Annotated in this window: 20 protein-coding genes and 1 tRNA gene; 9 read left to right on the forward strand and 12 right to left on the reverse strand. The window is 72.1% G+C overall.

Annotated features, from left to right (window positions below):
- Positions 1-7: 7 nt before the first annotated feature.
- The gene (locus tag EV187_RS11965) at positions 8-1,129 is read right to left on the reverse strand and encodes an LLM class flavin-dependent oxidoreductase (RefSeq protein WP_130353324.1); all 1,122 of its coding nucleotides are present in this window, start codon (positions 1,127-1,129) and stop codon (positions 8-10) included.
- 200 nt (positions 1,130-1,329) lie between these two features.
- On the opposite strand from EV187_RS11965, the gene EV187_RS11970 reads away from it, so the two are divergent.
- Entirely contained in the window at positions 1,330-1,989 is a 660-nt protein-coding gene (locus EV187_RS11970; protein WP_165391177.1) for an NADPH-dependent F420 reductase, read from the forward strand.
- A gap of 23 nt (positions 1,990-2,012) precedes the next feature.
- Here the strand turns inward: EV187_RS11970 and EV187_RS11975 are convergent, their stop codons facing one another.
- Both EV187_RS11975 and EV187_RS11980 read right to left on the reverse strand, forming a co-directional pair.
- Positions 2,013-2,423 (reverse strand): VOC family protein, encoded by a 411-nt coding sequence (locus tag EV187_RS11975; protein WP_130353326.1) that lies wholly within the window; start codon positions 2,421-2,423, stop codon positions 2,013-2,015.
- 10 nt (positions 2,424-2,433) lie between these two features.
- Positions 2,434-2,874, reverse strand: coding sequence for a helix-turn-helix transcriptional regulator (locus EV187_RS11980; protein ID WP_130353327.1), 441 nt, complete (start codon positions 2,872-2,874; stop codon positions 2,434-2,436).
- A 78-nt stretch (positions 2,875-2,952) separates the two neighbouring features.
- Here EV187_RS11980 and EV187_RS11985 point away from each other — a divergent pair, with 78 nt between their 5' ends.
- From EV187_RS11985 to EV187_RS11995, 3 genes are all read left to right on the forward strand, one after another.
- On the forward strand, positions 2,953-4,293 hold the full coding sequence (locus tag EV187_RS11985; protein ID WP_130353328.1) for a M20/M25/M40 family metallo-hydrolase: 1,341 nt from the start codon (positions 2,953-2,955) through the stop codon (positions 4,291-4,293).
- A 71-nt stretch (positions 4,294-4,364) separates the two neighbouring features.
- Positions 4,365-5,813: an MFS transporter gene (locus tag EV187_RS11990; protein ID WP_130353329.1), complete on the forward strand. Its 1,449-nt coding sequence runs from the start codon at positions 4,365-4,367 to the stop codon at positions 5,811-5,813.
- Positions 5,814-5,841: 28 nt separating this feature from the next.
- The gene (locus EV187_RS11995; protein WP_130353330.1) at positions 5,842-6,537 is read left to right on the forward strand and encodes a DNA alkylation repair protein; all 696 of its coding nucleotides are present in this window, start codon (positions 5,842-5,844) and stop codon (positions 6,535-6,537) included.
- Between the two features lie 50 nt (positions 6,538-6,587).
- On the opposite strand, the gene EV187_RS12000 is transcribed toward EV187_RS11995, so the two are convergent.
- From EV187_RS12000 to galU, 5 genes are all read right to left on the reverse strand, one after another.
- Entirely contained in the window at positions 6,588-8,072 is a 1,485-nt protein-coding gene (locus EV187_RS12000) for an MFS transporter (protein ID WP_165391178.1), read from the reverse strand.
- A gap of 94 nt (positions 8,073-8,166) precedes the next feature.
- Positions 8,167-8,239: transfer RNA gene (locus EV187_RS12005), tRNA-Ala, on the reverse strand.
- Between the two features lie 56 nt (positions 8,240-8,295).
- Positions 8,296-9,360, reverse strand: coding sequence for a hypothetical protein (locus EV187_RS12010; protein ID WP_130353331.1), 1,065 nt, complete (start codon positions 9,358-9,360; stop codon positions 8,296-8,298).
- A 52-nt stretch (positions 9,361-9,412) separates the two neighbouring features.
- Positions 9,413-10,075: a GNAT family N-acetyltransferase gene (locus EV187_RS12015; RefSeq protein WP_130353332.1), complete on the reverse strand. Its 663-nt coding sequence runs from the start codon at positions 10,073-10,075 to the stop codon at positions 9,413-9,415.
- A gap of 2 nt (positions 10,076-10,077) precedes the next feature.
- Positions 10,078-10,977 carry a UTP--glucose-1-phosphate uridylyltransferase GalU gene (gene galU / locus EV187_RS12020; protein ID WP_130353333.1) on the reverse strand — a complete coding sequence of 300 codons (900 nt, stop codon included), beginning with the start codon at positions 10,975-10,977 and terminating at the stop codon, positions 10,078-10,080.
- Positions 10,978-11,051: 74 nt separating this feature from the next.
- Between galU and EV187_RS12025 the strand changes: the two genes are divergently transcribed.
- The 3 genes from EV187_RS12025 to mscL are packed head-to-tail and all read left to right on the forward strand — an operon-like array spanning position 11,052 to position 12,511.
- Positions 11,052-11,630 carry a 5-formyltetrahydrofolate cyclo-ligase gene (locus EV187_RS12025; protein ID WP_130353334.1) on the forward strand — a complete coding sequence of 193 codons (579 nt, stop codon included), beginning with the start codon at positions 11,052-11,054 and terminating at the stop codon, positions 11,628-11,630.
- A 28-nt stretch (positions 11,631-11,658) separates the two neighbouring features.
- On the forward strand, positions 11,659-12,030 hold the full coding sequence (locus tag EV187_RS12030; RefSeq protein WP_130353335.1) for an FmdB family zinc ribbon protein: 372 nt from the start codon (positions 11,659-11,661) through the stop codon (positions 12,028-12,030).
- Between the two features lie 34 nt (positions 12,031-12,064).
- Positions 12,065-12,511: a large conductance mechanosensitive channel protein MscL gene (gene mscL, locus EV187_RS12035; RefSeq protein ID WP_130353336.1), complete on the forward strand. Its 447-nt coding sequence runs from the start codon at positions 12,065-12,067 to the stop codon at positions 12,509-12,511.
- A 21-nt stretch (positions 12,512-12,532) separates the two neighbouring features.
- On the opposite strand, the gene EV187_RS12040 is transcribed toward mscL, so the two are convergent.
- Together EV187_RS12040 and EV187_RS12045 are read right to left on the reverse strand one after the other, a co-directional pair.
- Complete coding sequence (locus EV187_RS12040; RefSeq protein WP_130353337.1) at positions 12,533-12,745, reverse strand: hypothetical protein; 213 nt, start codon at positions 12,743-12,745, stop codon at positions 12,533-12,535.
- Entirely contained in the window at positions 12,745-16,419 is a 3,675-nt protein-coding gene (locus tag EV187_RS12045; protein WP_242609641.1) for an AAA family ATPase, read from the reverse strand. The genes EV187_RS12040 and EV187_RS12045 overlap by 1 nt, the downstream gene beginning before the upstream one ends.
- Positions 16,420-16,645: 226 nt before the next feature.
- Here EV187_RS12045 and EV187_RS12050 point away from each other — a divergent pair, with 226 nt between their 5' ends.
- Positions 16,646-16,954, forward strand: coding sequence for a rhodanese-like domain-containing protein (locus EV187_RS12050; protein ID WP_130353339.1), 309 nt, complete (start codon positions 16,646-16,648; stop codon positions 16,952-16,954).
- A 77-nt stretch (positions 16,955-17,031) separates the two neighbouring features.
- Here EV187_RS12050 and ald read toward each other — a convergent pair whose 3' ends face one another.
- Complete coding sequence (gene ald, locus EV187_RS12055) at positions 17,032-18,132, reverse strand: alanine dehydrogenase (RefSeq protein WP_130353340.1); 1,101 nt, start codon at positions 18,130-18,132, stop codon at positions 17,032-17,034.
- 130 nt (positions 18,133-18,262) lie between these two features.
- Between ald and EV187_RS12060 the strand changes: the two genes are divergently transcribed.
- Positions 18,263-18,766, forward strand: a complete 504-nt coding sequence (locus EV187_RS12060; protein ID WP_242609588.1) for an Lrp/AsnC family transcriptional regulator — start codon at positions 18,263-18,265, stop codon at positions 18,764-18,766.
- Between the two features lie 39 nt (positions 18,767-18,805).
- Here the strand turns inward: EV187_RS12060 and EV187_RS12065 are convergent, their stop codons facing one another.
- On the reverse strand, positions 18,806-19,873 hold the full coding sequence (locus EV187_RS12065; RefSeq protein ID WP_130353341.1) for an ATP-dependent DNA ligase: 1,068 nt from the start codon (positions 19,871-19,873) through the stop codon (positions 18,806-18,808).
- Positions 19,874-19,926 lie beyond the last annotated feature (53 nt).

Here is a 19,926-nt window from a genome sequence, read left to right on the forward strand (position 1 = left end):
GGAGCGATCAGTCCCGCGCGTGCTCGGCGGCTGCCGCGGCATCCGCTCGATCGGCCGCCGCGACCGCGTCGAGCTCGGCGTCCGCGCCGTCGGCCGCCTCGAGGAGCTCGCGCACGCGTGGCACGACGAGGGTGGCGTAGCGCTCGATGCTCCCCATCATCGCCTCGTGCGGAAGCGTTCCGTTGGAGTACTTCAGGTCGAACCGCACCGCGCCGATCGTGCGCATCGCCGCGGCGATCTTCTGCGCGACGTTCTCGGGCGATCCCGCGTAGAGCGCGCCGTTGCGACCGGCCTCGTCCTCGAAGTGCTCACGGCTCACGGGACCCCACCCGCGCTCGCGGCCGATCCGGTCGATGATGACCTTGTAGTGCGGCCAGAGGGTGTCGAGGGCCTCCTCGTCGGTGTCGGCGATGAAGCCGGGCGAGTGGATCGCGACCGGCTGGAGCGGATTGCCGAACTGGGCGAGCGCGCGACGGTAGAGGTCGGCGAGGGGCGCGAACCGCGCCGGGCTCCCGCCGATGATCGCGAGCACGAGCGGGAGCCCGTAGTGCGCCGCGCGCACCACGGACTCGGGGCTGCCGCCCACGCCGACCCAGGTCTTCAGGCGCCCGTGCTCGACGGGCGGGAAGACGAGCTGATCGGTCAGCGGGGCGCGGAGCTCGCCGCTCCACGTGACGGGCTCCTGCGGGAGCAGCGCGGCGAACAGGTTGAGCTTCTCCTCGAAGAGCTCCTGGTACTGGTTGAGCTCGAACCCGAACAGCGGGAACGACTCGATGAACGACCCGCGGCCCAGGATCACCTCGGCGCGTCCGCCCGAGAGGCCGTCGAGCGTGGCGAAGCGCTGGAACACCCGCACGGGGTCGTCGGAGCTCAGCACCGTCACCGCGGAGCCGAGGTGGATGCGCTCGGTGCGCCCGGCGATCGCGCCGAGCACCACCTCGGGCGCCGACACCGCGAACTCGTGGCGGTGGTGCTCCCCGATGCCGAAGAAGTCGAGGCCGAGCCGGTCGGCGAGCACCGCCTCCTCGACGACGTTCCGCAGCACCTGGGCGTGCGGCAGCGGCGACCCGTCGGGTCCCGCGGTCACGTCGCCGAAGGTGTCGAGTCCGAATTCGTAGCGCTCAGCCATCGTCCTGCCCCATTCCGCGTCTCCATACGTACGCATGTCCGCCGCAACCCCCGTCAGGCCGAGACTATTCCCCGCACCGCCGGCGAGACCAGCGGCCGAGCGGATGCCTCGACCCCCGAGCCGGGGGAATGCGCCCGGCATTCCGGGCGTTGCCGGATGATGTCGACGCATCGATCGCGCGCGTCGGCGAGAATGGAGGCGTGGACGTGACGGACCGGCCGGTCATCGGGATCTTCGGCGCGGGGAAGGTGGGCACCGCCCTCGCCCGACTCCTCGTGGCATCCGGATACGACGTGCTCATGACGGGCTCGCCGCGGCAGACCGCGCTCGACCTGCTCGTGTCGGTGGTCGCCCCCGGCGCCCGCGTCGTCCCGCCCGCCGACCTCGTCGCGCACGCCGACGTCATCATCGTGGCCGTGCCGTTCGGCAAGGCCGGCACCGTGCCATGGGAGGACTTCGGCGGCCGCATCGTCGTCGACGCCATGAACTACTGGCCACCCGTCGACGGGCACATCACGGCGATCGACGAGGACGACCGCACGACGAGCGAGATCAACGCCGCGCGCAACCCCCGGGCCCGGGTCGTGAAGTCGCTCAACCACCTCGGCTACCACGAGATGGAGGACGACAGCATGGACGCGGGGTCGCCGCTGCGCCGCGCCCTGGCCGTGGTCGGCGAGGACGCCGACGCGCGGGCCGTGATCGCGCGCATCATCGACGACCTGGGCTTCGACGCCGTCGACGGCGGCGGGCTCGCGAACGGCCGCGCCCTCGAGCCCGGGCACCCGGCGTTCGGCCGCGAGCTCTCCGCGAGCGAGCTGACGGCGCTCCTGTCGCCCGCCGCGCACCTCGCCGCCTGACGAGCCGACCGCCGCGCGACGGGTCAGGCCGAGGTCGCCTGCGAGATCCGGACGGTGTTGCCCGACGGATCGCGGAACGCGCAGTCGCGCGGGCCCCACGGCTGGTCGATGGGCTCCTGCAGGACCTCCGCGCCGGAGGCGCGCACGGTCTCGAAGGTCGCGTCGAGGTCGTCGGTGGCGAAGACGAGCATCGGCAGGACACCCTTGGTGAGCAGCTCCTGCATCGCGTCGCCGTCGGCCTTCGAGCGGCCGGCATGCGGCTCGGAGAGCACGATGCCGAGGCCGGGCTGCGCGTCGCTGCCGAGCGTGACCCAGCGGTACCGCCCGGAGGCCACGTCGTTCTGCACTTCGAGGCCGAGCGCGTCCCGGTAGAAGGCGAGCGACTCGTCGACGTCGTTGACCGTGACGTTGGTGTACTGGAGTGAGATGGTCATGACCCCGACGCTACGCCGCGGCCTCGCCCGTCGCTTCTCCGATCCTGCTCGATGCGCTGCGCACCGGGCGCGTGTGCGCCTTGGCCACGCAGGACGGCATGGCGTTGACCGCGTCGTGCTCGCGGCTCCGGTAGGCCGTCGGGGTCTCGCCGACGATCTCGGCGAACCGCGAGCTGAACGACCCGAGGGAGGTACAGCCGACCGCCATGCAGGCATCCGTGACGCTCGCACCGGCGCGGAGCAGCGCCATCGCGCGCTCGATCCTGCGGGTCATCAGGTGGCCGTACGGCGTCTCGCCGTAGGCGGCGCGGAACCGGCGCGAGAAGTGCGCCGGCGACATGAGCGCCTCGGCGGCCATGGTGGGGACGTCGAGCGGCTTGGCGTACTCGCGGTCGATCAGGTCGCGTGCACGTCGCAGGTACGCGAGGCTCTCGAGCTCCTGCGGGGTCATGATCCGACCGTAGCATCCGGCGCGTCCGGCGTCAGGAGCTCGGCGATCCGCGCACGCCGGATCTCCTAGGGTGGAGCAATGCCAGACCCCGTGACCGTGCGACCGGGCGCTCCCGAGCGGCTCGCGCGCATGGTGCAGCTGCCCACCGTCTCAGCGGACCTCGAGCAGCGGGGGCTCGCCGACTTCGATCGCTTCCGCGACCTGCTCGCTGAGCTCTACCCCCTGGTGCACGAGCACCTGGCGTTCGAGCAGGTCACCGACCTGGGACTGCTGTACCGCTGGCCGGGGCGCGGCGACGGCGATCCGGTGGTGCTCATGGCCCACTACGACGTGGTGCCGGCGGTGGAGGCCGACGGCTGGACCTTCCCGCCGTTCGAGGGCCGCATCCACGGCGGATCGGTACACGGGCGGGGAACGCTCGACGACAAGGGGCCGCTCCTCGTGCTGCTCGAGGCCGTCGAGAACCTCCTGGCCGACGGGTACTCGCCCGCCCGTGACGTGTACCTCTCGCTCGGGGGGAACGAGGAGAGCCACGGCGCAGCTGCGGCGGCGATCGCCGACCTGTTCCGCGAGCGCCGCCTCACGCCGTGGCTCGTGCTCGACGAGGGCGGTGCGGTGGTCGACGCGCCCCTGCCGTTCGTGAAGGTGCCGGCGGCCATGGTCGGCGTCGGCGAGAAGGGCGTGCTGACGCTGCGCCTCACCGCCCGCGGCGATGGGGGCCACGCCTCCGCGCCGCCCGCCACGACCCCGACCGCCCGCGTCGCCCGCGCGGTGCACCGGCTCTCGCCGAACCCGTTCCCGAAGCGGATGCCGCGCTCGATGCGCGCCATGCTCGCCACGTTCGTGCCGCACACCCGTGGCGGATCCCGACTGCTGCTGCGCACCCTCATCGCGCTGCCCCGGGTCACCGCGCGCGTCTTCGCACGGCTCGGCGGAGAACCGGCCGCCCTCGTGCACACGACCGTCGCGGCGACCATGCTCGAGGGAGGCACGGCCGCGAACGTGCTCCCCGCGAACGCCGTGGCGACGCTCAACCTGCGCATCGCGGTCGGCGAGACCGTCGCCTCCGCGACCGCACGGGTCCGGCGCGTCATCCGCGACCGGGCAGTGGCCGTCGACGTCGTGGAGGGCTCAGACCCCTCGCCCGAGTCACCCACCGACAACGCCCAGTTCGCCGCCATCGCCGCTGCGGTCGGCGAGGCGTTCCCAGAGGCCACCACCGCGCCGTACCTCATGATGGCGGCGACCGATTCGCGGTGGTTCCACCGATTCTCCCCCGCCGTCTACCGGTTCGCCCCGCTCGCGATGACGGCGTCGCAGCGGGCGTCGATCCACGGCGTCGACGAGTCGGTCACGATCGACAGCCTCGAGCGCGGCGAGCGCTTCCACCGAGCCCTCATCACGTCGTTGCCGGCCTGAGTCGCCCCGCCGACTACGGATCGGGTCATCCGACCCACTAGGGTGAATCCACCCCCAGCGAAGGAGCCTCGATGACGCGCGCTGCCAGACTCGGACCCGTCGCCGCGATCGTCGGCTTCCTCGCGTTCGTGGAGTTCACGAGCGGCATCATCCAGGGCTACTACACGCCCCTGCTCACCGACATCGCGCGGCACCTCGGCATCCACGACGCCGACGTGAACTGGCTCGAGGGCACCCAGCTCATGCTGTCGGCCCTCGTGGTGCCCGCCTTCGCCAAGCTCGGCGACATGGTCGGGCACAAGCGCATGCTGCTGTGGTCGACGGCGGTCACGGCGGTCGCGTCCACGGCGCTCGCCTTCACCGACCAGTTCTGGGTGTTCCTCGTGGCGTGGGCGCTGCAGGGCTTCTACGTGGTGTGGCTGCCGTTGGAGATCGCCCTCGTGTGGTCGCGCAGCCGCTCGGCCGACCGCCCCGCGGCCATGACCCGCAAGGCGGCGGGACTGCTGGTGGCCGCCCTCGAGGTCGGCGCCATCGCCGGGGCGCTCTCTGCGGGCGCACTCGCCGAGGTGCTGCCGATGCAGGTCCTGCTCCTCGTGCCGGCCGTCGCCGTGGTCGCGTGCTTCTTCGTCGTGTGGCTCGGAGTCAAGGAGTCGCCCGACCTCGCGGGCGGACGGCTCGACACCGTCGGGCTCGTGCTCATCTCGCTCGCGCTCCTCTCGCTCACGGGCGGCCTCAGCTTCATGCGCCTGAACGGACCGGCCGATGCGCTGAGCTGGGGACTGGTCGCCCTCGGCGTGCTGCTCGTCGTGCCGTTCGCCCGATTCGAGCTGCGGCACCCCGACCCGCTCATCGACGTGCGCATGTTCCGCTCGCCGTCGCTCTGGCCGGTGTTCCTCACCGCCGGGCTCTTCGGCGTCAGCGTGCTCGGGGCGCAGGCGCCGCTGTCGACCTTCGCGCGCACGGATGCCGCGCAGGTCGGCTACGGGCTCGGCGCCTCGAGCTTCCAGACCTCGCTGCTGATCGGGGCGTACGTGCTCTCGCTGGTCGTCGGCGCCATGCTGTTCCCGCTCGCCACGCGATGGGTCACACCGCGCATCGCCCTCATCGGGGCGAGCTCGCTCGTGTCCATCGGCTACCTGCTGTTCCTGCCCTTCCACGAGGGCTACGGGCAGGTGCTCGCGAACATGATCATCGCGGGCATCGGCTCCGGCGCGCTCGTCGCCGCGCTCCCCGCGGCTGCGGCGGCGGCCGCACCGGCCCACCAGACCGGCGTGGCCACCGGCCTCACGAACTCGGTGAAGACCGTCGGCGGTGCGATCGCCTCGTGCGTGTTCGGGCTCGCGCTGCTCGGCGCCGCCGGCGAGGCGGCCACGGGCACCGCAGGATCCTTCGCTGGCTACGTCACCGTCTGGCTCGTCTGCGGCATCACCGCGGCCGTCGCGGCGGTGCTGCTCGCGTTCGTGCCGAAGCTCGCGTTCTCCGACGCCCCTGCCGCCGAGGCCGCAGCGGTCGTACGCTGAGTCCCCGACGACCGGGAGGAGCCGCACCATGACGGATGCCGCAGCGCTGATCGCGAACCTCGAGGGCATGGCGAGCGCGGAGGAGCGCCGGAAGTACACCCGCTACTTCCCGCTCGACCCCGACGCGCCGTTCATCGGCGTGCGGATGGGCGCCGTGTTCGACCTCGCGAAGACCGCCCTCGACCTGCCGGCCGCCGAGCTCGAGGCGCTGCTCGAGCAGCCGACCCACGAGGTGCGCGCGCTGGCGTGCAGCATCATGGGCAAGTCCGCCGCACACCGCCGCACCACCGAGGATCGTCGGACCGAGCTGTACGAGCTCTACCTGCGCCGCCACGACCGCATCGACCAGTGGGACCTGGTCGACCTCGCGGCCCGCGACGTGGTGGGCGGGTACCTCCTCGAACGCGACCGCGCGCCGCTCGCCCGTCTCGCGGCATCCGGATTCTGGCCCGAGCGGCGCACGGCGCTCGTGGCGACCTTCGCCTTCCTGAAGCGCGGAGAGGTCGACGACGCGTTCGCACTGGCCGAGCTGCTCGTCGACGACGCGGAGCCGCTCGTGCAGAAGGCCCTCGGCTGGGTGCTGCGCGCGGCCGGCGACCTCGACCGCGAGCGGCTCACCGCATTCGTCGAACGGCACGCGGCGACGATGCCGCGCGTCGCGCTCCGCGCCGCGATCGAGCACTACGCGAAGGACGACCGAGCGCGGATCCTCGCCATCCGCTGAGACGCGGGGTCGGCGGGACGCGTCGGCATCCGCCGCCGCCGGGTCGGCCCTCAGGCGAGCGACCGCTTCAGGCGCCGCCGTGAACCGAGGTCGAGCAGTCCCACGCCGAAGGCGATCGCGATGAAGAGCGCGACCGCGGTCATCCCGAAGCCGTACGCGTCGTGGTAGACCGCGAGGTCCTGCGTCTCGGCCGTGCCCGTCTCGCGGTAGATCGTCGCGTAGAACAGCGACAGCGCAACGGCCGTGCCCACCGCGGTGCCGATCCGCTGGCCGAGCTGGCCGACCGACCCGGCGAGGCCGCCCTGCTTGACCGGGATGTCCGCGAGGGCGAGCGTCTGGTTCGGCGAGATGACCAGGCCGCCGCCGAAGCCGGCGATGACCATCGCGCCCGCCATCGCCCACGGCGTGAGCTCGGGCGGTGTGTACAGCGCCGCGAGCACGAGCAGGCCGATGCCGACCAGCACGGTCGCGAGGCCCCACACCACGAGGGGGCGGCCCAGCCGGTTCACGAGGTTGCCGCCGATCCACGACGACACCGCGCTCGTGAGCGCGAATCCGATGCTCACCATGCCGGCGAACACCGGTGCGAGGCCCAGGCCGTGCTGCAGGTAGAGCGTGGTGAGCAGGAACATCGAGGGTGCGGCGGCGAAGTACCCCGATGCGAGGACGGTGCCGTTGCGATAGGAGCTCACGCCGAACAGCGCGAGCGGCACGAGCGGGTGCCTGCCGGATGCCGCGTAGTGCCGCTCCCACGCGACGAACGCGCTCGCGGCGAACACGAACACGACGAGAAGCCACCACCGGGCCGGGTTGTCGTCGGGCGACCCCGTGGTGAACAGGAACGGCCACATCAGCGCGACGACGGTGATGCCGAACAGCAGCAGGCCGACCGGGTCGAGCTCGAGCTTGCGCGAGGAGGGAAGGCGCGTCTCGGGCAGCAGCCAGAGCGCGAGCGCGATCGCCGCGAGCGAGAGCGGCACGTTCATCCAGAAGATGCCACGCCAGCCGTCCTCCGGGCCACCGATCGCGATCGCGAGGCCGCCGAGGGTCGGCCCGAAGGCCGTGGCGACGCCGATGGTGGCCCCGAACAGGCCGAACGCCTTGCCGCGCTCGGCGCCCTGGAACAACTGCTGGATCAGGCCGAGCACCTGCGGCATCTGGATGCCGGCAGCGACCCCCTGCAGGAGCCGGGCGATGAGCAGCACCTCGCCGGTGGGCGCGAGCGCGCAGGCGAGGCTCGTGAGCGTGAACAGGCTGAGGCCGATGACGAAGAGCGTGCGCCGCGATCGCTGGTCGCCGATGCGGCCGGCGGGGACCAGCGTGAGGCCGAACGTCAGCACGTACCCCGACACGATGAGCTGCAGCTCCGTCGACGTGGCGCCGAACGCCGCCTCGATCGACGGCAGCGCCACGTTGACCTTCGTCAGGTCGAGGATCGTGAGGCCCGCTACGGCCACGCACACCCAGTAGGCACGCCAGCGCTTGGCATCCGACAGCGGGATCGACAGCGTGGGCGGTTGCGACGGTTGCGACATCCCGTCCACCCTACGCCCGGGTCATCCGCCGTCAGCGCATCCGCCGTCAGCGACGAAACGAGGCCGGCATCCGGGTGGATGCCGGCCTCAGAAGTGGACCCAGGGGGATTCGAACCCCCGACCTTCTCATTGCGAACGAGACGCGCTACCAACTGCGCCATGGGCCCGAGCGAGAACGAGCCTACCATCCCCGCGAGGGTGGTTCGAACCGGTGCGGCGGGGGTCAGCCCGCCTGCCGACGACGTCGCAGCACGGCGTCGAGGTCGTCGAAGGCGGGGCTCGCATCGTCGACGATGCCCATGCGGGCATACGGGCTCGCCGGCTCCGCGGCCTGCTCACGGCGAGCGGATGCCGCGGGCGCGTCGGGCTGTCGCAGCGGCCGTCGCTCGATCGTCGCGACCTGGGGCTCGAGCTCCTCGACGCGACGCGCGAGCTCCGCGTCGGCGGCGACGCGCCGCAGCTGCTCGGCCGCCTCGATCGACGCCATCGCTGCTGCGGCGATCGTGCCGCGGGAGAGGTGCAGCGGCTTCGGCAGCGGCTGCGGCGTCCACTCGTGCGCCTCGTCCTCGGCCTCGGGCAGGTCGATCGGCTCGAACGGCACCGACTCGGGCACGGCGACGGGCACGGCGACGGGCGACGCGATCCGCACGCGGGCGAGTCGCACGAGTCCGGCGAACGCGACGACGATGCCGAGGGCGCCGCCGCCCGCGATGTAGGGCGAGGCGCCGAACGCGGCGGCCACCACCCCGCCGACCGCCGTGAGCAGGGAGGCGAGCAGCAGGAGGGAGCAGAGCCCACGGCGCCGGCGCAGGGAGCGGCGCCGACGTGCGACATCCGCCGCCGTCACGCCGACCGGCGCGGGCTGGGGCGATGACGCGGGCGCCGCCTCGAACGCCATCGCCGTCGCCGTCGCCGGGATCGTGGCGATCGGCTCGGTGATCGTCTCCTGCGCGGCGGCCGCGAGTTGCCGTGCCGCTTCGGCGGCCTCCTCGGCGGCGCGACGCTCGGCGATCGCGAGGTGCTCGGCCGCCTCGGCCGCCAGCCGGGCGGCAAGTTCGTGCTCGTGCAGGATCCTCTGCTGCGAGGCCACCTCGCGAGCCGTCGCCTCCACGCGCACCGCCTCGGGCGTCTCGGCCGTCTCGGCGAGGATGCGGAGCGTCTGCTGCAGCCGCACCGCGTTGCGCTCGGTGTCGAGGTACTGCCGGCGGCGCAGCCAGCTCGGCAGCAGGTACGCGATCCAGAGCGCCGCGGCCGCAGCCACGAGCACCCCTCCGCCGATCACGTCCATGCGACAACGCTAGGTCACGGTGGACGAATGGCCCCGCTCGACGCGGGCGTGTTCAGCGATCGGCGACGTGCAGCGGGTACGCGGCGGCGGCGCGGTCCTCCGGGGTGACGCGGGCCGCATCTTCGGGCACCCGTCCGTCACGCCAGCGACGCAGCACGCCCCGGGGCACCTCCTCGGCGACGAGCGCGAACGCGAAGTGATCGCGCCAATCCCCGTTGATGTGGATGAACCGCCGCCGGAGCCCCTCGTAGCGGAATCCGAGCTTCTCGACCACCCGCAGCGACGGCTGGTTCTCGGGCCGGATGCAGATCTCCATGCGGTGCAGGCGCAGCACCGAGAAGCAGTAGTCGGTGGCGAGGGCGACCGCGGTCGGGGTGATCCCGCGGCCGGCGACGGCCTGGGAGACCCAGTACCCGATCGTCGCCGACGAGAGCGAGCCGAAGGTGATCGACGAGACGTTCAGCTGCCCGACGAGCTGTCCGTCGACCTCGATGACGAAGGGCAGCGCATGGCCGCTGCGGGCGTGGGCCAGCAGGTTGCGGATGCTCGCTCGGGTGTCGATGACCGAGCCGCCGCCCGGGTACGTGGCCTCCCACTGACGCAGCCACCCGCGATTGTCGAGGAGCACGCGTTCGAGCGCCTTCGCGTCGCGCGCTCGGATCGGCCGCAGGGTGACGTCCCCGTCACGCAGCGTGGGGATCGCGGCCGCCGCCATGGTCAGTTCCGATCGAAGCCGGCGACGTACTCGACGAGCCAGGGTCTGAGGTCGGGTCCGAGGTCGTCGCGATCGGCCGCGAGCTGCACGACGGCCTTGATGTAGTCGAGCTTGTCGCCGGTGTCGTACCGGCGCCCGCGGAAGACGACGCCGTAGACGCCGCCCGTGCCCTCGACGTCGCCCGCCATCTCCATGAGCGCGTCGGTGAGCTGGATCTCGCCGCCCTTTCCCGGGGCCGTGTGCTCGAGGATGTCGAAGACCTCGGGCTTCAGCACGTAGCGGCCGATCACGGCGTAGTTCGACGGGGCGACGTCGGCCGCCGGCTTCTCGACGAGGCCGGTGATGCGGACCACGTCGGGGTCGTCGGTCGTCTCGACCGCCGCGGCGCCGTAGAGGTGGATCAAGGCGGGGTCGACCTCGAGGAGGGCGACGATCGTGGCTCCGCGCCGGTCGTGCTCGTCGAGCATGCGGGTGAGGAGCGGATCGCGGGCGTCGATGAGGTCGTCGCCGAGCAGCACGGCGAACGACTGGTCGCCGACGTGCTTGCGGGCGCGGAGCACCGCATGCCCGAGCCCCTTCGGGTCGCCCTGGCGCACGAAGTGCACGTCGGCGAGGTCGCTCGACTCCTGCACCTTGGAGAGCTTGGCTCCGTCGCCCTTCTGCGCGAGCGTGTGCTCGAGCTCGGCGACGCGGTCGAAGTGGTTCGCGAGGGCGTTCTTGTTGCGCCCGATGATCATGAGGACGTCGTCGAGCCCGGCCGCGACGGCCTCCTCCACGACGTACTGGATCGCCGGCTTGTCGACCACCGGCAGCATCTCCTTCGGCATCGCCTTGGTCGCCGGGAGGAACCTCGTACCGAGGCCCGCCGCAGGGATGACGGCCTTCGTGATCCGTTGAGTCATGCGGACAGCGTAACCGGATGTCGCGCCACGGCGCGCGGGAGGACCATGGGACGCATCGTCCTAGGATGTGTGCCATGCCCGACGATCCGGACGTCCAGAAGCGCGTGCTCCGCGCCGAGCTCCGCGAGCGCAGGCGGAACATGCCGGCGCACGAGCGCGAGCTCGCGACGGAGGGCCTCACGGCCCGTCTCGAGGAACTCGTCGGATCGACGGGCGCGGAGTCCCTCTCGTGCTACCTCTCGATGCCGACCGAGCCCGACACCCGGCCGTTCGTCGACTGGGCGGAGGCCCGCGGCATCCGCGTGCTGTTCCCGATCACCCGCGAGGACGGCCTGCTCGACTGGACCGTCGGCGAGGAGGACGTCGAGTCGCTCGGGCTCCACGGCGTGCCCGAAGCGGCCGGCGAGCTCCTCGGGCCGATGGCGATCAACGACGTCGACCTCATCCTCGTTCCCGCCGCCGCCGTGGACGCGACCGGCATGCGGTTGGGGTGGGGGCGGGGCTATTTCGACAAGACCCTCGGTTCGATGGGAAAATGTCCTCCGGTGTACGCCGTCGTCTTCGACAGCGAGTTCGTCGAGCAGGTGCCGCGCGAGGTGCACGACCAGGCCGTGAACGGGGTCGTGACGCCGACGCGCATCATCGCGTTCTGAGCGTCGCGCCACGATCCGGAAGAGTCTCATGCCCACGTATTCCTACCGCTGCACCGAGTGCGACAACGCATTCGACATCCACCAGGCGTTCACCGACGACACGCTCACCGTCTGCGAGGTGTGCGGCGGTCGCCTCCGCAAGCTCTTCAACACGATCGGCGTGACCTTCAACGGCTCGGGGTTCTACCGCACCGATTCGCGCGGCGAGGGCACGGCGTCGAAGTCGGATGCCGCGGGCGGCGGTTCCTCGTCGAGCGGATCGTCCGGCGGCTCGTCGTCGGGCGGCTCCTCGGGCTCATCGGGCAGCTCCTCGGGCTCATCGGGCGGGTCCTCCTCCGGCGGCTCCACGTCGGGCGGCTCGGGTTCGTCCGGATCGGGGTCGTCCGCTAGCGTGGCCTGACGTGCCGGAGCAGAGCCAACGTCGAGGAGGGTCCGTGCTCAAGGGATTCAAGGAGTTCATCCTCCGCGGGAACGTGATCGAACTGGCGGTCGCCGTCGTCATCGGCGCCGCGTTCACCGCGGTCGTCAACTCGATCGTCGCGAACCTCATCAACCCGCTGATCGCCGCGCTGTTCCGGGCCGACAGCCTGGACAACGCGCTCGTCATCAGCATCCCGACCCTCGACGGCCAGACCGCCGACGTGAGGATCGGCGCGGTGCTCGGCTCCATCCTCACGTTCGCCATCGTGGCCGCGGTCGTGTACTTCGTGTTCGTCCTTCCGATGAACCACCTGAAGGAGCGTGCGGCGGCCAAGCGCCAGGCGGGCACGCCCGACGCGGACGAGCCCGAGAACGAGCTGACGGTGCTCTCCGAGATCCGCGACCTGCTCGCCGAGCGCCGCGGCGCCGAGTCGGTGAGCAGCGGCACGCACTCCGAGTAGCCCGGGGGATCCCCGCGGCGGTCACCAGTGCGGCGGTCGCTCCCGGGTGATGCGATCGTCGTCGGGATCCGGCCGGGTGCGCTTGCGCGTGCGCTTCGGGCGCGGGTCGGGTTCGGGCTCCGCCGCCGGCGCGGCCTGCTCGGGGGCCGGATCCGACCCGGGCGCGGGCGTCAACCGCGCGCGCCGCGCGGTGCCCTCGGCGCGCTCGACGCGCTGCCGCGGCTCATCGGACATCAGCCGGCCGCGGCATCCGCCGGTCGGGCCTCGGGCTTGCCGAGGAGCGTGGCGACGCGGTTCGCGACCGCCTCGGGGTTGCCGAAGAGCTCGAAGCTGTGCACGCGGAGGTAGTGCCAGCCGAGGCGGCGCAGCACCTCGGGGCGGAGCCGCAGCGACTCGCGCAGGCTGAGGCCCGTGAAGGCCTCGTCGGTCTCGACGACCACGGCCTTGCCGGCGTGGGCCGCGGCGAGGGCGAGCCGTCCACGATGACCGACGCTGACCCGGATGCCCCGGCGCGCGAGCCGGGCGGCGAGGTCGCCCAGCATCGAGGCACCGGCCTCGCCGTCGACGTCGGCCGCGGCGCGCTCCTCGGTCTGGGTCAGGATGTTCGCGAGGGCGAGCACGCCGTGCGACTGGCGCTCCTCGTCGATGTCCTCGGGGCGGAACGCCGAGACGAGGTCCATCGAGCGCCGTGCCCTGGTCATGCCCACCGCGAGGAGGCGATCGCCGCCCGGCTCGCCGAGCGAGCCGAAGCTCGACAGCAGCCGGCCGTGCGGGGTGCGCCCGTAGCCGACCGAGAAGATGACGCGGTCGCGGCTCTGCGCCACCGCCTGCTCGAGCGTGAGCACGGTGAACGGCTCGGCCCGGTCCTTCAGGATGAAGTCGGAGAGGTCGGTGCGCTTCGCGAAGGCCGCGAGCACCGCCTGGTGCACGCGTGCCGCGTGGCGGGCGCTGGCCGTGATGACCATGAGCGACTCGCGCGGACGCTTCACCGCGTGCTCCATCACGAGCTCGACGACCTTCGCCACCTCGGAGTCGATGCTCTCGACCGTGCCGGTGACGGCGTCGGGCAGCCCGTTGCCGCGCACGTAGTGGAGTCCGAGGCTGCCGTGGCCGAGGAAGCTGCCCGCCCACGGGAGCGACTCGATGCGACCGGCGTAGAACCGGCGGTTCACGAGCTCCGCCAGGTCCTCGCCGCCCGCCCGGTAGCTGCGGGTGAGGGTGAGGGTCGGCAGGAGCTCGCCGAGGCGCGCGAGCGCCGAATCCGCGTGGAGGGCGTCGACGCCGTGCTCGGTGGCCCGACCGGCGCCGTGCTCGGCATCGTCGATGCCGGTCTCGAAGAGCGTCGGAGTCTGGGTGACGGGGTCGCCGAAGGCGATCACCTGCTTCGCCCGGCGGATCGCGCCGAGGTTCTCGGCGATCGTCGTCGACCCCGCATCCACGAGCACCACGGCGTCGAAGGCGATGTCCTCGTCGATCTCGGGCACCTCGTAGGGCGACGCGAGCCACACCGGCGCGAGTGCCCGGAACAGGTGCGGCGTGCCCTCGTGCAGCGACTCCGGGCGCACGCGGTCGCCCCGGAGCATCCGCTTCAGCCGCTCGGCCTCGTCGGGGTGGTCGACCAGCGCGACCTTCCAGTTCTCGGCGAGGTGCCACGCGAGCTGGGGTCCGGCGGCGGAGGCGTGCGCCTCGTCGACCAGGCGGAAGTCGCCTTCGAGTCGATCGAGCACCGTGGTGTTCGCGCCGAGCAGTGCCCGGTCGTTCGCCAGCATCGCCTCGAGCACCGACTGCCACCAGGCGAGCTCGAGCTCGGCGGCCACGGCCTTCTCGGGCACGTGGCGCTTCGCCAGGTCGAGGAGCAGCGGATCGAGTCCGAGGTCGCGCAGGCGCGACAGCACGGCGGTGCGCTCCTGCAGGTTCGTCAGCACCTCCGACTCGGCGGCGAGTCCGGCGAGGTTCGCGATGAGCTCGCGCACGGGCCGCGCGGCCAGCTGCCGCGGCGTGCCGACCACCCCGAGCGGCCCGTCGAGGGCCGCGAGGTCGGTCGCCACCGTGCGGAAGGCGACGTGCACGTCGTCGATCCCGACCGGCACGCCGGGAATGGCGCCGGCCTCCGAGTACCGCTGCCACAGGGTGCGCTGCTGCTGGATGCCGCGAAGCGCGGCGTTGAGGTCGGTGACGTGCACGCCGGGGCGCACGTACTCGAGCGCGAGGCGGCGCAGGCGGCGACGGTTGGCTCCCGACATGCCGGGCGAGTCACGGCGCGACGAGGTCGCGGCGATGAGCTCGCCGAGCGGCCGGTCGAAGACCGACGGGAGGAAGCGGTCGAGGGTCTCGCGCACGTCGAGGAGCAGGCGCAGGAACACGCCGAGCTCGGCGACCGACTCGAACGGACGCAGCCGGGTCTGCGCGATGAGGCCGCGACCGCGCTCGAGGAGCCGTGGCAGCTCGGTGGCGCTCAGCCGCTTCGCGAGCTCGTGCGCGTGGGTGGCCTCGTCGGACGAGGTGAACGACGCGCCATACCAGGGCGAATCGCCCGGGCCGTATCGGAACTCGCCGAGCTCCGCGGCCCGCGCGAGGTCGCGCGCGACGCGGTCGCGGCCGCCGGCGAGTGCGACGAGGGCGGCGTGATCGAGCCGCGCGGTCGTCGACGGCGGCAGCGGGACCAGGGCGAGCCGAGCGAGCTCCCCGAGCGCGTCGAGCACCGAGACGTGCAGCTCGGGGTCGCGCCGGGTCAGCGCCGCGCGGTAGTCGAGCAGCACCTTGCGCAGCCGCACGAGCGCGTCGTCGACGTCGGCCACACGTGGCTGCTCGGCCTTCTCGTTGCGCGAGATCGACTGGATGAGGTCGCGGCGCAGGCTCGCGGTCGTGACGGCCACGCCGCCGAGTCCGACCTGACCCAGGCGATGCGCGATGCCGTCGAGGCTCGCCCGGCGCGCGCCGACGACGAGCACGCGCTTGTCCTTGGCGACGAGGGCGCCGATCGAGTTCACGATCGTCTGCGTGCCTCCGGTGCCGGGGAGCGTCTTCACGACGAGGGACGAGCCGGATTCGACCTCGGCGACGACCTGCTCCTGCTCGGGGTCGGCGTCGAGGAGGAGGGTGTCGGTCGACGGGGGGCGCTCGTCCTGCGCCACGGGCCTGGCGCGCTCGCCCTGCTCGGCGAGGGCGGCCCGCGCGGCCTGGTTACCGGCGATCGCATCGATGAGCGGGTGGTCGAGTCTCCGCACGTCGGCGGCCATGGCCGGCCCGACCTCGGCGAACGAGGACACCACGAGCCGCGGCGCGACGTGGAACCACGGCAGGTGCGAGGTGAGGCCGCGCAACCGATCGATGACGGGCTGCGGCTTGAACACGCCGTTCGTGATCGCGAGCGCGACGAACGCCTCGGCGTCGAGCGTGATCTGGAACTGCTCACGCAGCTCGCGGGCGAGCGCGGGATTGAGGAACGGCTGGCCCTTCAGCTTGAGCTCGAAGTCGCGGCCGTAGCGGCGGATGGCGAGCGGTCGAAGCAGCACTGGCGCGAGGTACTCCTCGCCGGCGTTGCGCCACGACGCGAGGCCGATCGCGAGGTGCACCGACTCGATCCCGCGCACCGAGCGCAGCTCGATTCCCTTCTGGGTGATCTCCGCCGCGGCCAGGCGGGCGTTGCGCAGGGCGAGCTCGTCGCGGATGAGGCTCGAGAGCAGCGTCGACTTGCCCGTGATGAACTGGGGCAGGCCCCCCGGATGGGTCGTCGAGAGCTCGATGCGCGTGCGCGGCGTGTCGACGAAGCGCACGAGCGGCGACCGACCGCCGACCTCGGCCAGCTCGCCGTGCCACCGGCGCCAGGAGGGCTCGGCGACGTTCCCGGCGACGAGTCCTGGGTCGCCGAGGCTGAGGCCTTCGGGGCTGGTGATGTCCTGTCGCATGGGATCCGGGGTGAGGCGTTCGGCTGCGGCATCGGGCTCGGACCCGAGGATGTCCTCCTCGTCATGGTTCCGATCGAGCCGCCGCACACGGACACCATACGTGGCTTCGCGCGGAATCACGGGAGCATCGCCGCATCCGACGGGTTTCGGCGCGGGTAGGGTGGCACCGGCGGCGGATGCCCCCGCGCCGCCGCCTCGACCGGCATCGACCCTGCAGGAGCCGCCCATGCGAAGCATCACCCCGTCGGAGGTGCACGCCGCCGACGACCCCTACATCCTCGACGTGCGCGAGCCCGACGAGGTCGCGCAGGCCCGGATCGAGGGCGCGCGGCACATCCCCCTCGGCTCGCTCACGGCACGTCTCGACGAGATTCCCCGCGATCGCGCCGTGTACGTCCTCTGCCATGTCGGCGGCCGCAGCGCGCAGGCCACGCAGTACCTCGAGGGCAACGGCTTCGACGCGGTGAACGTCACCGGCGGCATCGTGGGCTGGTACCGGGCCGGCCTGCCCGTCGTCATGGGCGCCGAGTCCTAGGCAACGGATCCGACGGCACGAGGCGCCGACCCGGGTCCTCCGGATCGACGCCTCGTCGTGCGTCGGCGGCCGCGGCGTCAGAGCGCCGCGTGCAGCTCCAGGCCGTGCGCCTTGGCGACGCCCTCGTTGGTGAGTCGACCCCGGGTTGCATTCAGGCCCTTGGCGAGCGCCGCGTCCTCGGCCAGCGCGGCCTGCCATCCGAGGTCCGCGATCTTCATCGCGTAGGGCAGGGTCGCGTTCGTGAGGGCGGGCGTCGACGTCGCGGGGACGGCGCCGGGCATGTTCGCGACGCAGTAGAAGATGGCGTCGTGCACGCGGTAGGTCGGCTCGGCGTGCGTCGTCGGGTGCGAGCCCTCGAAGCATCCGCCCTGGTCGATGGCGATGTCGACGAGCACGGCGCCCGGCTTCATGGCGGCGACCATCGCGTCGGTCACGACCTTCGGCGCGGCGGCGCCCGGAACGAGCACCGCTCCCACCACGAGGTCGGCGTCCTTGAGCTGGCGCGCGATCTCGTAGGACGAGGAGGCGAGGGTCTTGATGCGGTGGTCGTAGCGTGCATCGAGCTCGCGCAGCTTCGGCAGCGAGATGTCGAACACGGTCACGTCGGCGCCGAGGCCGAGCGCGGTCGCGGCGGCCTGCTCGCCGGCGACGCCGCCGCCGATCACGACGACCTTCGCCGGAGCCGTGCCGGGGACGCCGCCGAGGAGCACGCCGCGGCCGCCCTTCGACGCGTGCAGCGAGGCGGCGCCGACCTGCGGGGCGAGCCGGCCGGCGACCTCGCTCATCGGGGTGAGCAGCGGCAGGGACCGGTCGGCGAGCTGCACCGTCTCGTACGCGATGGCGGTGACCCCGGAGTCGATGATGGCGCGTGTGAGCGGCAGGTCGGCCGCGAGGTGGAGGTAGGTGAAGAGGGTGAGGTCCTCGCGCAGGAAGCCGTACTCCTGCTCGATCGGCTCCTTCACCTTGAGCACGAGCTCGGCCGACCAGGCCTCTGCGGCGGAGCCGACGATCGTCGCGCCCGCCTCGCGGTACTCCTCGTCGGTGTAGCCGGCGCCGACGCCGGCGCCCGCCTGGATGTCGACACGGTGGCCGCGCCCGACGAGGGCGTGCACCCCCGCGGGCGTCATGGCGACGCGGAATTCGTTGTTCTTGATCTCTGCGGGCACGCCGACGTGCATGGTGGTCTCCGAATGCTGTGGGTGGAATTGCCTCAATCGTCGCCTGTTGTTCGCTGTTTCGGAAGCCCTTCCGCATGATGTTCGCTAGGATCGTCGGTATCCATTCACTTGTTCGGAAGGATGCCCCTCCGTGGCCGACGCACCGCAGATCAGCGCACCCGGCCGGATCGAGCTCGACGACGTCGATCGGCAGATCGTGGCGATCCTGCACGAGAACGCCCGCATCCCGAACGTCGAACTGGCCCGCGAGGTGGGCATCTCCCCGTCGACCTGCCTCGCGCGCGTCCGCTCCCTCCGCGAGCGCGGGGTGATCGTGCGCTACACCGCCGAGATCAATCCGGCGGCGCTGGGCTTCACGTTGCAGGCGCTCGTGAGCGTGCGCATCCGGCCGGGGGCACGACACCTCATGGAGCAGATCTCCGATGAGCTCCGGCAGGAGCCCGAGGTCGCACAGCTCTTCTTCCTCGGCGGCACGGAGGACTTCCTCATCCACGTGCGCGTGCGCGACAGCGAGCACGTGCGCCAGTTCGTGCTGAAGAACCTCTCCGCGAACCCGGCGGTCGCGCTCACCGAGACGAACCTGGTGTTCGAGCACCACACGGCGCTCTCGGCGGGACTTCGCGCGGTGCTCTGAGCCCGGCGGCCACGTGGCATCCGCCCGCCGGCGTGCCGCTCACCCCCGCAACGGCAGGATCTCGGACAGCGCGAGGTCGTCGGGCGACTCGAGCTGCTCGTAGGTGCAGCTCTCCGGCGTGCGGTCGGTGCGCCACCGCCGGAACTGCGCGGTGTGCCGGAACCGATCGCCCTCCATCTTCTCGTAGGCCACCTCGACGACGAGCTCGGGACGCAGGGGCACGAACGAGAGGTTCTTCCCTGCGTTCCACCGGCTCACGGCGCCCGGCAACCGCGTCGACTGGTGCGCCTCCTGGTCGGCCCACTCCCCCCATGGATGCTGCGACAGGTCGTCGGCGACGAGCGGCTCGAGCTCGGCGACGAGGCTCGCCCGCCTGGCCATCGGGAACGAGGCGGCGACGCCGACGTGGTGCAGCCGGCCGTCGTCGTCGTAGAGCCCGAGCAGGAGCGAACCGACGATCCCACCGGTCTTGTGCCACCTGAAGCCGGCGACGACGCAATCCGCCGTGCGCTCGTGCTTCACCTTGAACATCGTGCGCTTGTCGGGCTGGTAGGTGCCGTCGAGCGGCTTCGCCACGACGCCGTCGAGGCCTGCTCCCTCGAAGCGCGTGAACCAGTCGTTCGCCTCGGCCAGGTCGGCGGTCGCGGGCGTGACGAACACGGGGTCGGATGCCCCGGCGAGCGCCTCCACGAGTGCACGCCGGCGATCCGCGAACGGCTCGTCCATCAGGTCGTCGTCGGCGATGGCGAGCAGGTCGAACGCGACGAACGAGACCGGGGTCTGCTCGGCGAGCATCCGCACCCGGCTGTCGGCCGGATGGATGCGCTGCTGCAGCGCGTCGAAGTCGAGCCTCCCGTCGGAGACGAGGATGATCTCGCCGTCGACGACGCAACGCGGCGGCAGGTTCTGCCGCAGTGCCTCGACGAGTTCGGGGAAGTACCGCGTCATCGGCCGCTCGTTGCGGCTGCCGAGCTCGATCTCGTCGCCGTCCTTGAAGACGATCGTGCGGAAGCCGTCCCATTTGGGCTCGACGTGGCCGACGTCGGGGATCTCCTTCACGGATTTCGACAGCATCGGCGCGAGGGGCGGCATCACCGGGAGGTCCATCCGTCCATCTTGCTGCGCCGGCGCCGACTCCGCAGCCCCGAGTCCGCCATCCG

It is taken from the genome of Agromyces ramosus, assembly GCF_004216665.1.
Lineage (GTDB): Bacteria > Actinomycetota > Actinomycetes > Actinomycetales > Microbacteriaceae > Agromyces > Agromyces ramosus.

Coding starts and splice junctions, on each gene's coding strand:
- EV187_RS11965 (WP_130353324.1), bottom strand. CDS start 1,129: ATGGCTGAGCGCTACGAATTCGGACTCGACACCTTCGGCGACGTGACC.
- EV187_RS11975 (WP_130353326.1), bottom strand. CDS start 2,423: ATGACCATCTCACTCCAGTACACCAACGTCACGGTCAACGACGTCGAC.
- EV187_RS11980 (WP_130353327.1), bottom strand. CDS start 2,874: ATGACCCCGCAGGAGCTCGAGAGCCTCGCGTACCTGCGACGTGCACGC.
- EV187_RS11985 (WP_130353328.1), top strand. CDS start 2,953: ATGCCAGACCCCGTGACCGTGCGACCGGGCGCTCCCGAGCGGCTCGCG.
- EV187_RS11990 (WP_130353329.1), top strand. CDS start 4,365: ATGACGCGCGCTGCCAGACTCGGACCCGTCGCCGCGATCGTCGGCTTC.
- EV187_RS11995 (WP_130353330.1), top strand. CDS start 5,842: ATGACGGATGCCGCAGCGCTGATCGCGAACCTCGAGGGCATGGCGAGC.
- EV187_RS12000 (WP_165391178.1), bottom strand. CDS start 8,072: ATGTCGCAACCGTCGCAACCGCCCACGCTGTCGATCCCGCTGTCGGAT.
- EV187_RS12010 (WP_130353331.1), bottom strand. CDS start 9,360: ATGGACGTGATCGGCGGAGGGGTGCTCGTGGCTGCGGCCGCGGCGCTC.
- EV187_RS12015 (WP_130353332.1), bottom strand. CDS start 10,075: ATGGCGGCGGCCGCGATCCCCACGCTGCGTGACGGGGACGTCACCCTG.
- galU (WP_130353333.1), bottom strand. CDS start 10,977: ATGACTCAACGGATCACGAAGGCCGTCATCCCTGCGGCGGGCCTCGGT.
- EV187_RS12025 (WP_130353334.1), top strand. CDS start 11,052: ATGCCCGACGATCCGGACGTCCAGAAGCGCGTGCTCCGCGCCGAGCTC.
- EV187_RS12030 (WP_130353335.1), top strand. CDS start 11,659: ATGCCCACGTATTCCTACCGCTGCACCGAGTGCGACAACGCATTCGAC.
- EV187_RS12040 (WP_130353337.1), bottom strand. CDS start 12,745: ATGTCCGATGAGCCGCGGCAGCGCGTCGAGCGCGCCGAGGGCACCGCG.
- EV187_RS12045 (WP_242609641.1), bottom strand. CDS start 16,419: ATGCGACAGGACATCACCAGCCCCGAAGGCCTCAGCCTCGGCGACCCA.
- EV187_RS12050 (WP_130353339.1), top strand. CDS start 16,646: ATGCGAAGCATCACCCCGTCGGAGGTGCACGCCGCCGACGACCCCTAC.
- ald (WP_130353340.1), bottom strand. CDS start 18,132: ATGCACGTCGGCGTGCCCGCAGAGATCAAGAACAACGAATTCCGCGTC.
- EV187_RS12065 (WP_130353341.1), bottom strand. CDS start 19,873: ATGGACCTCCCGGTGATGCCGCCCCTCGCGCCGATGCTGTCGAAATCC.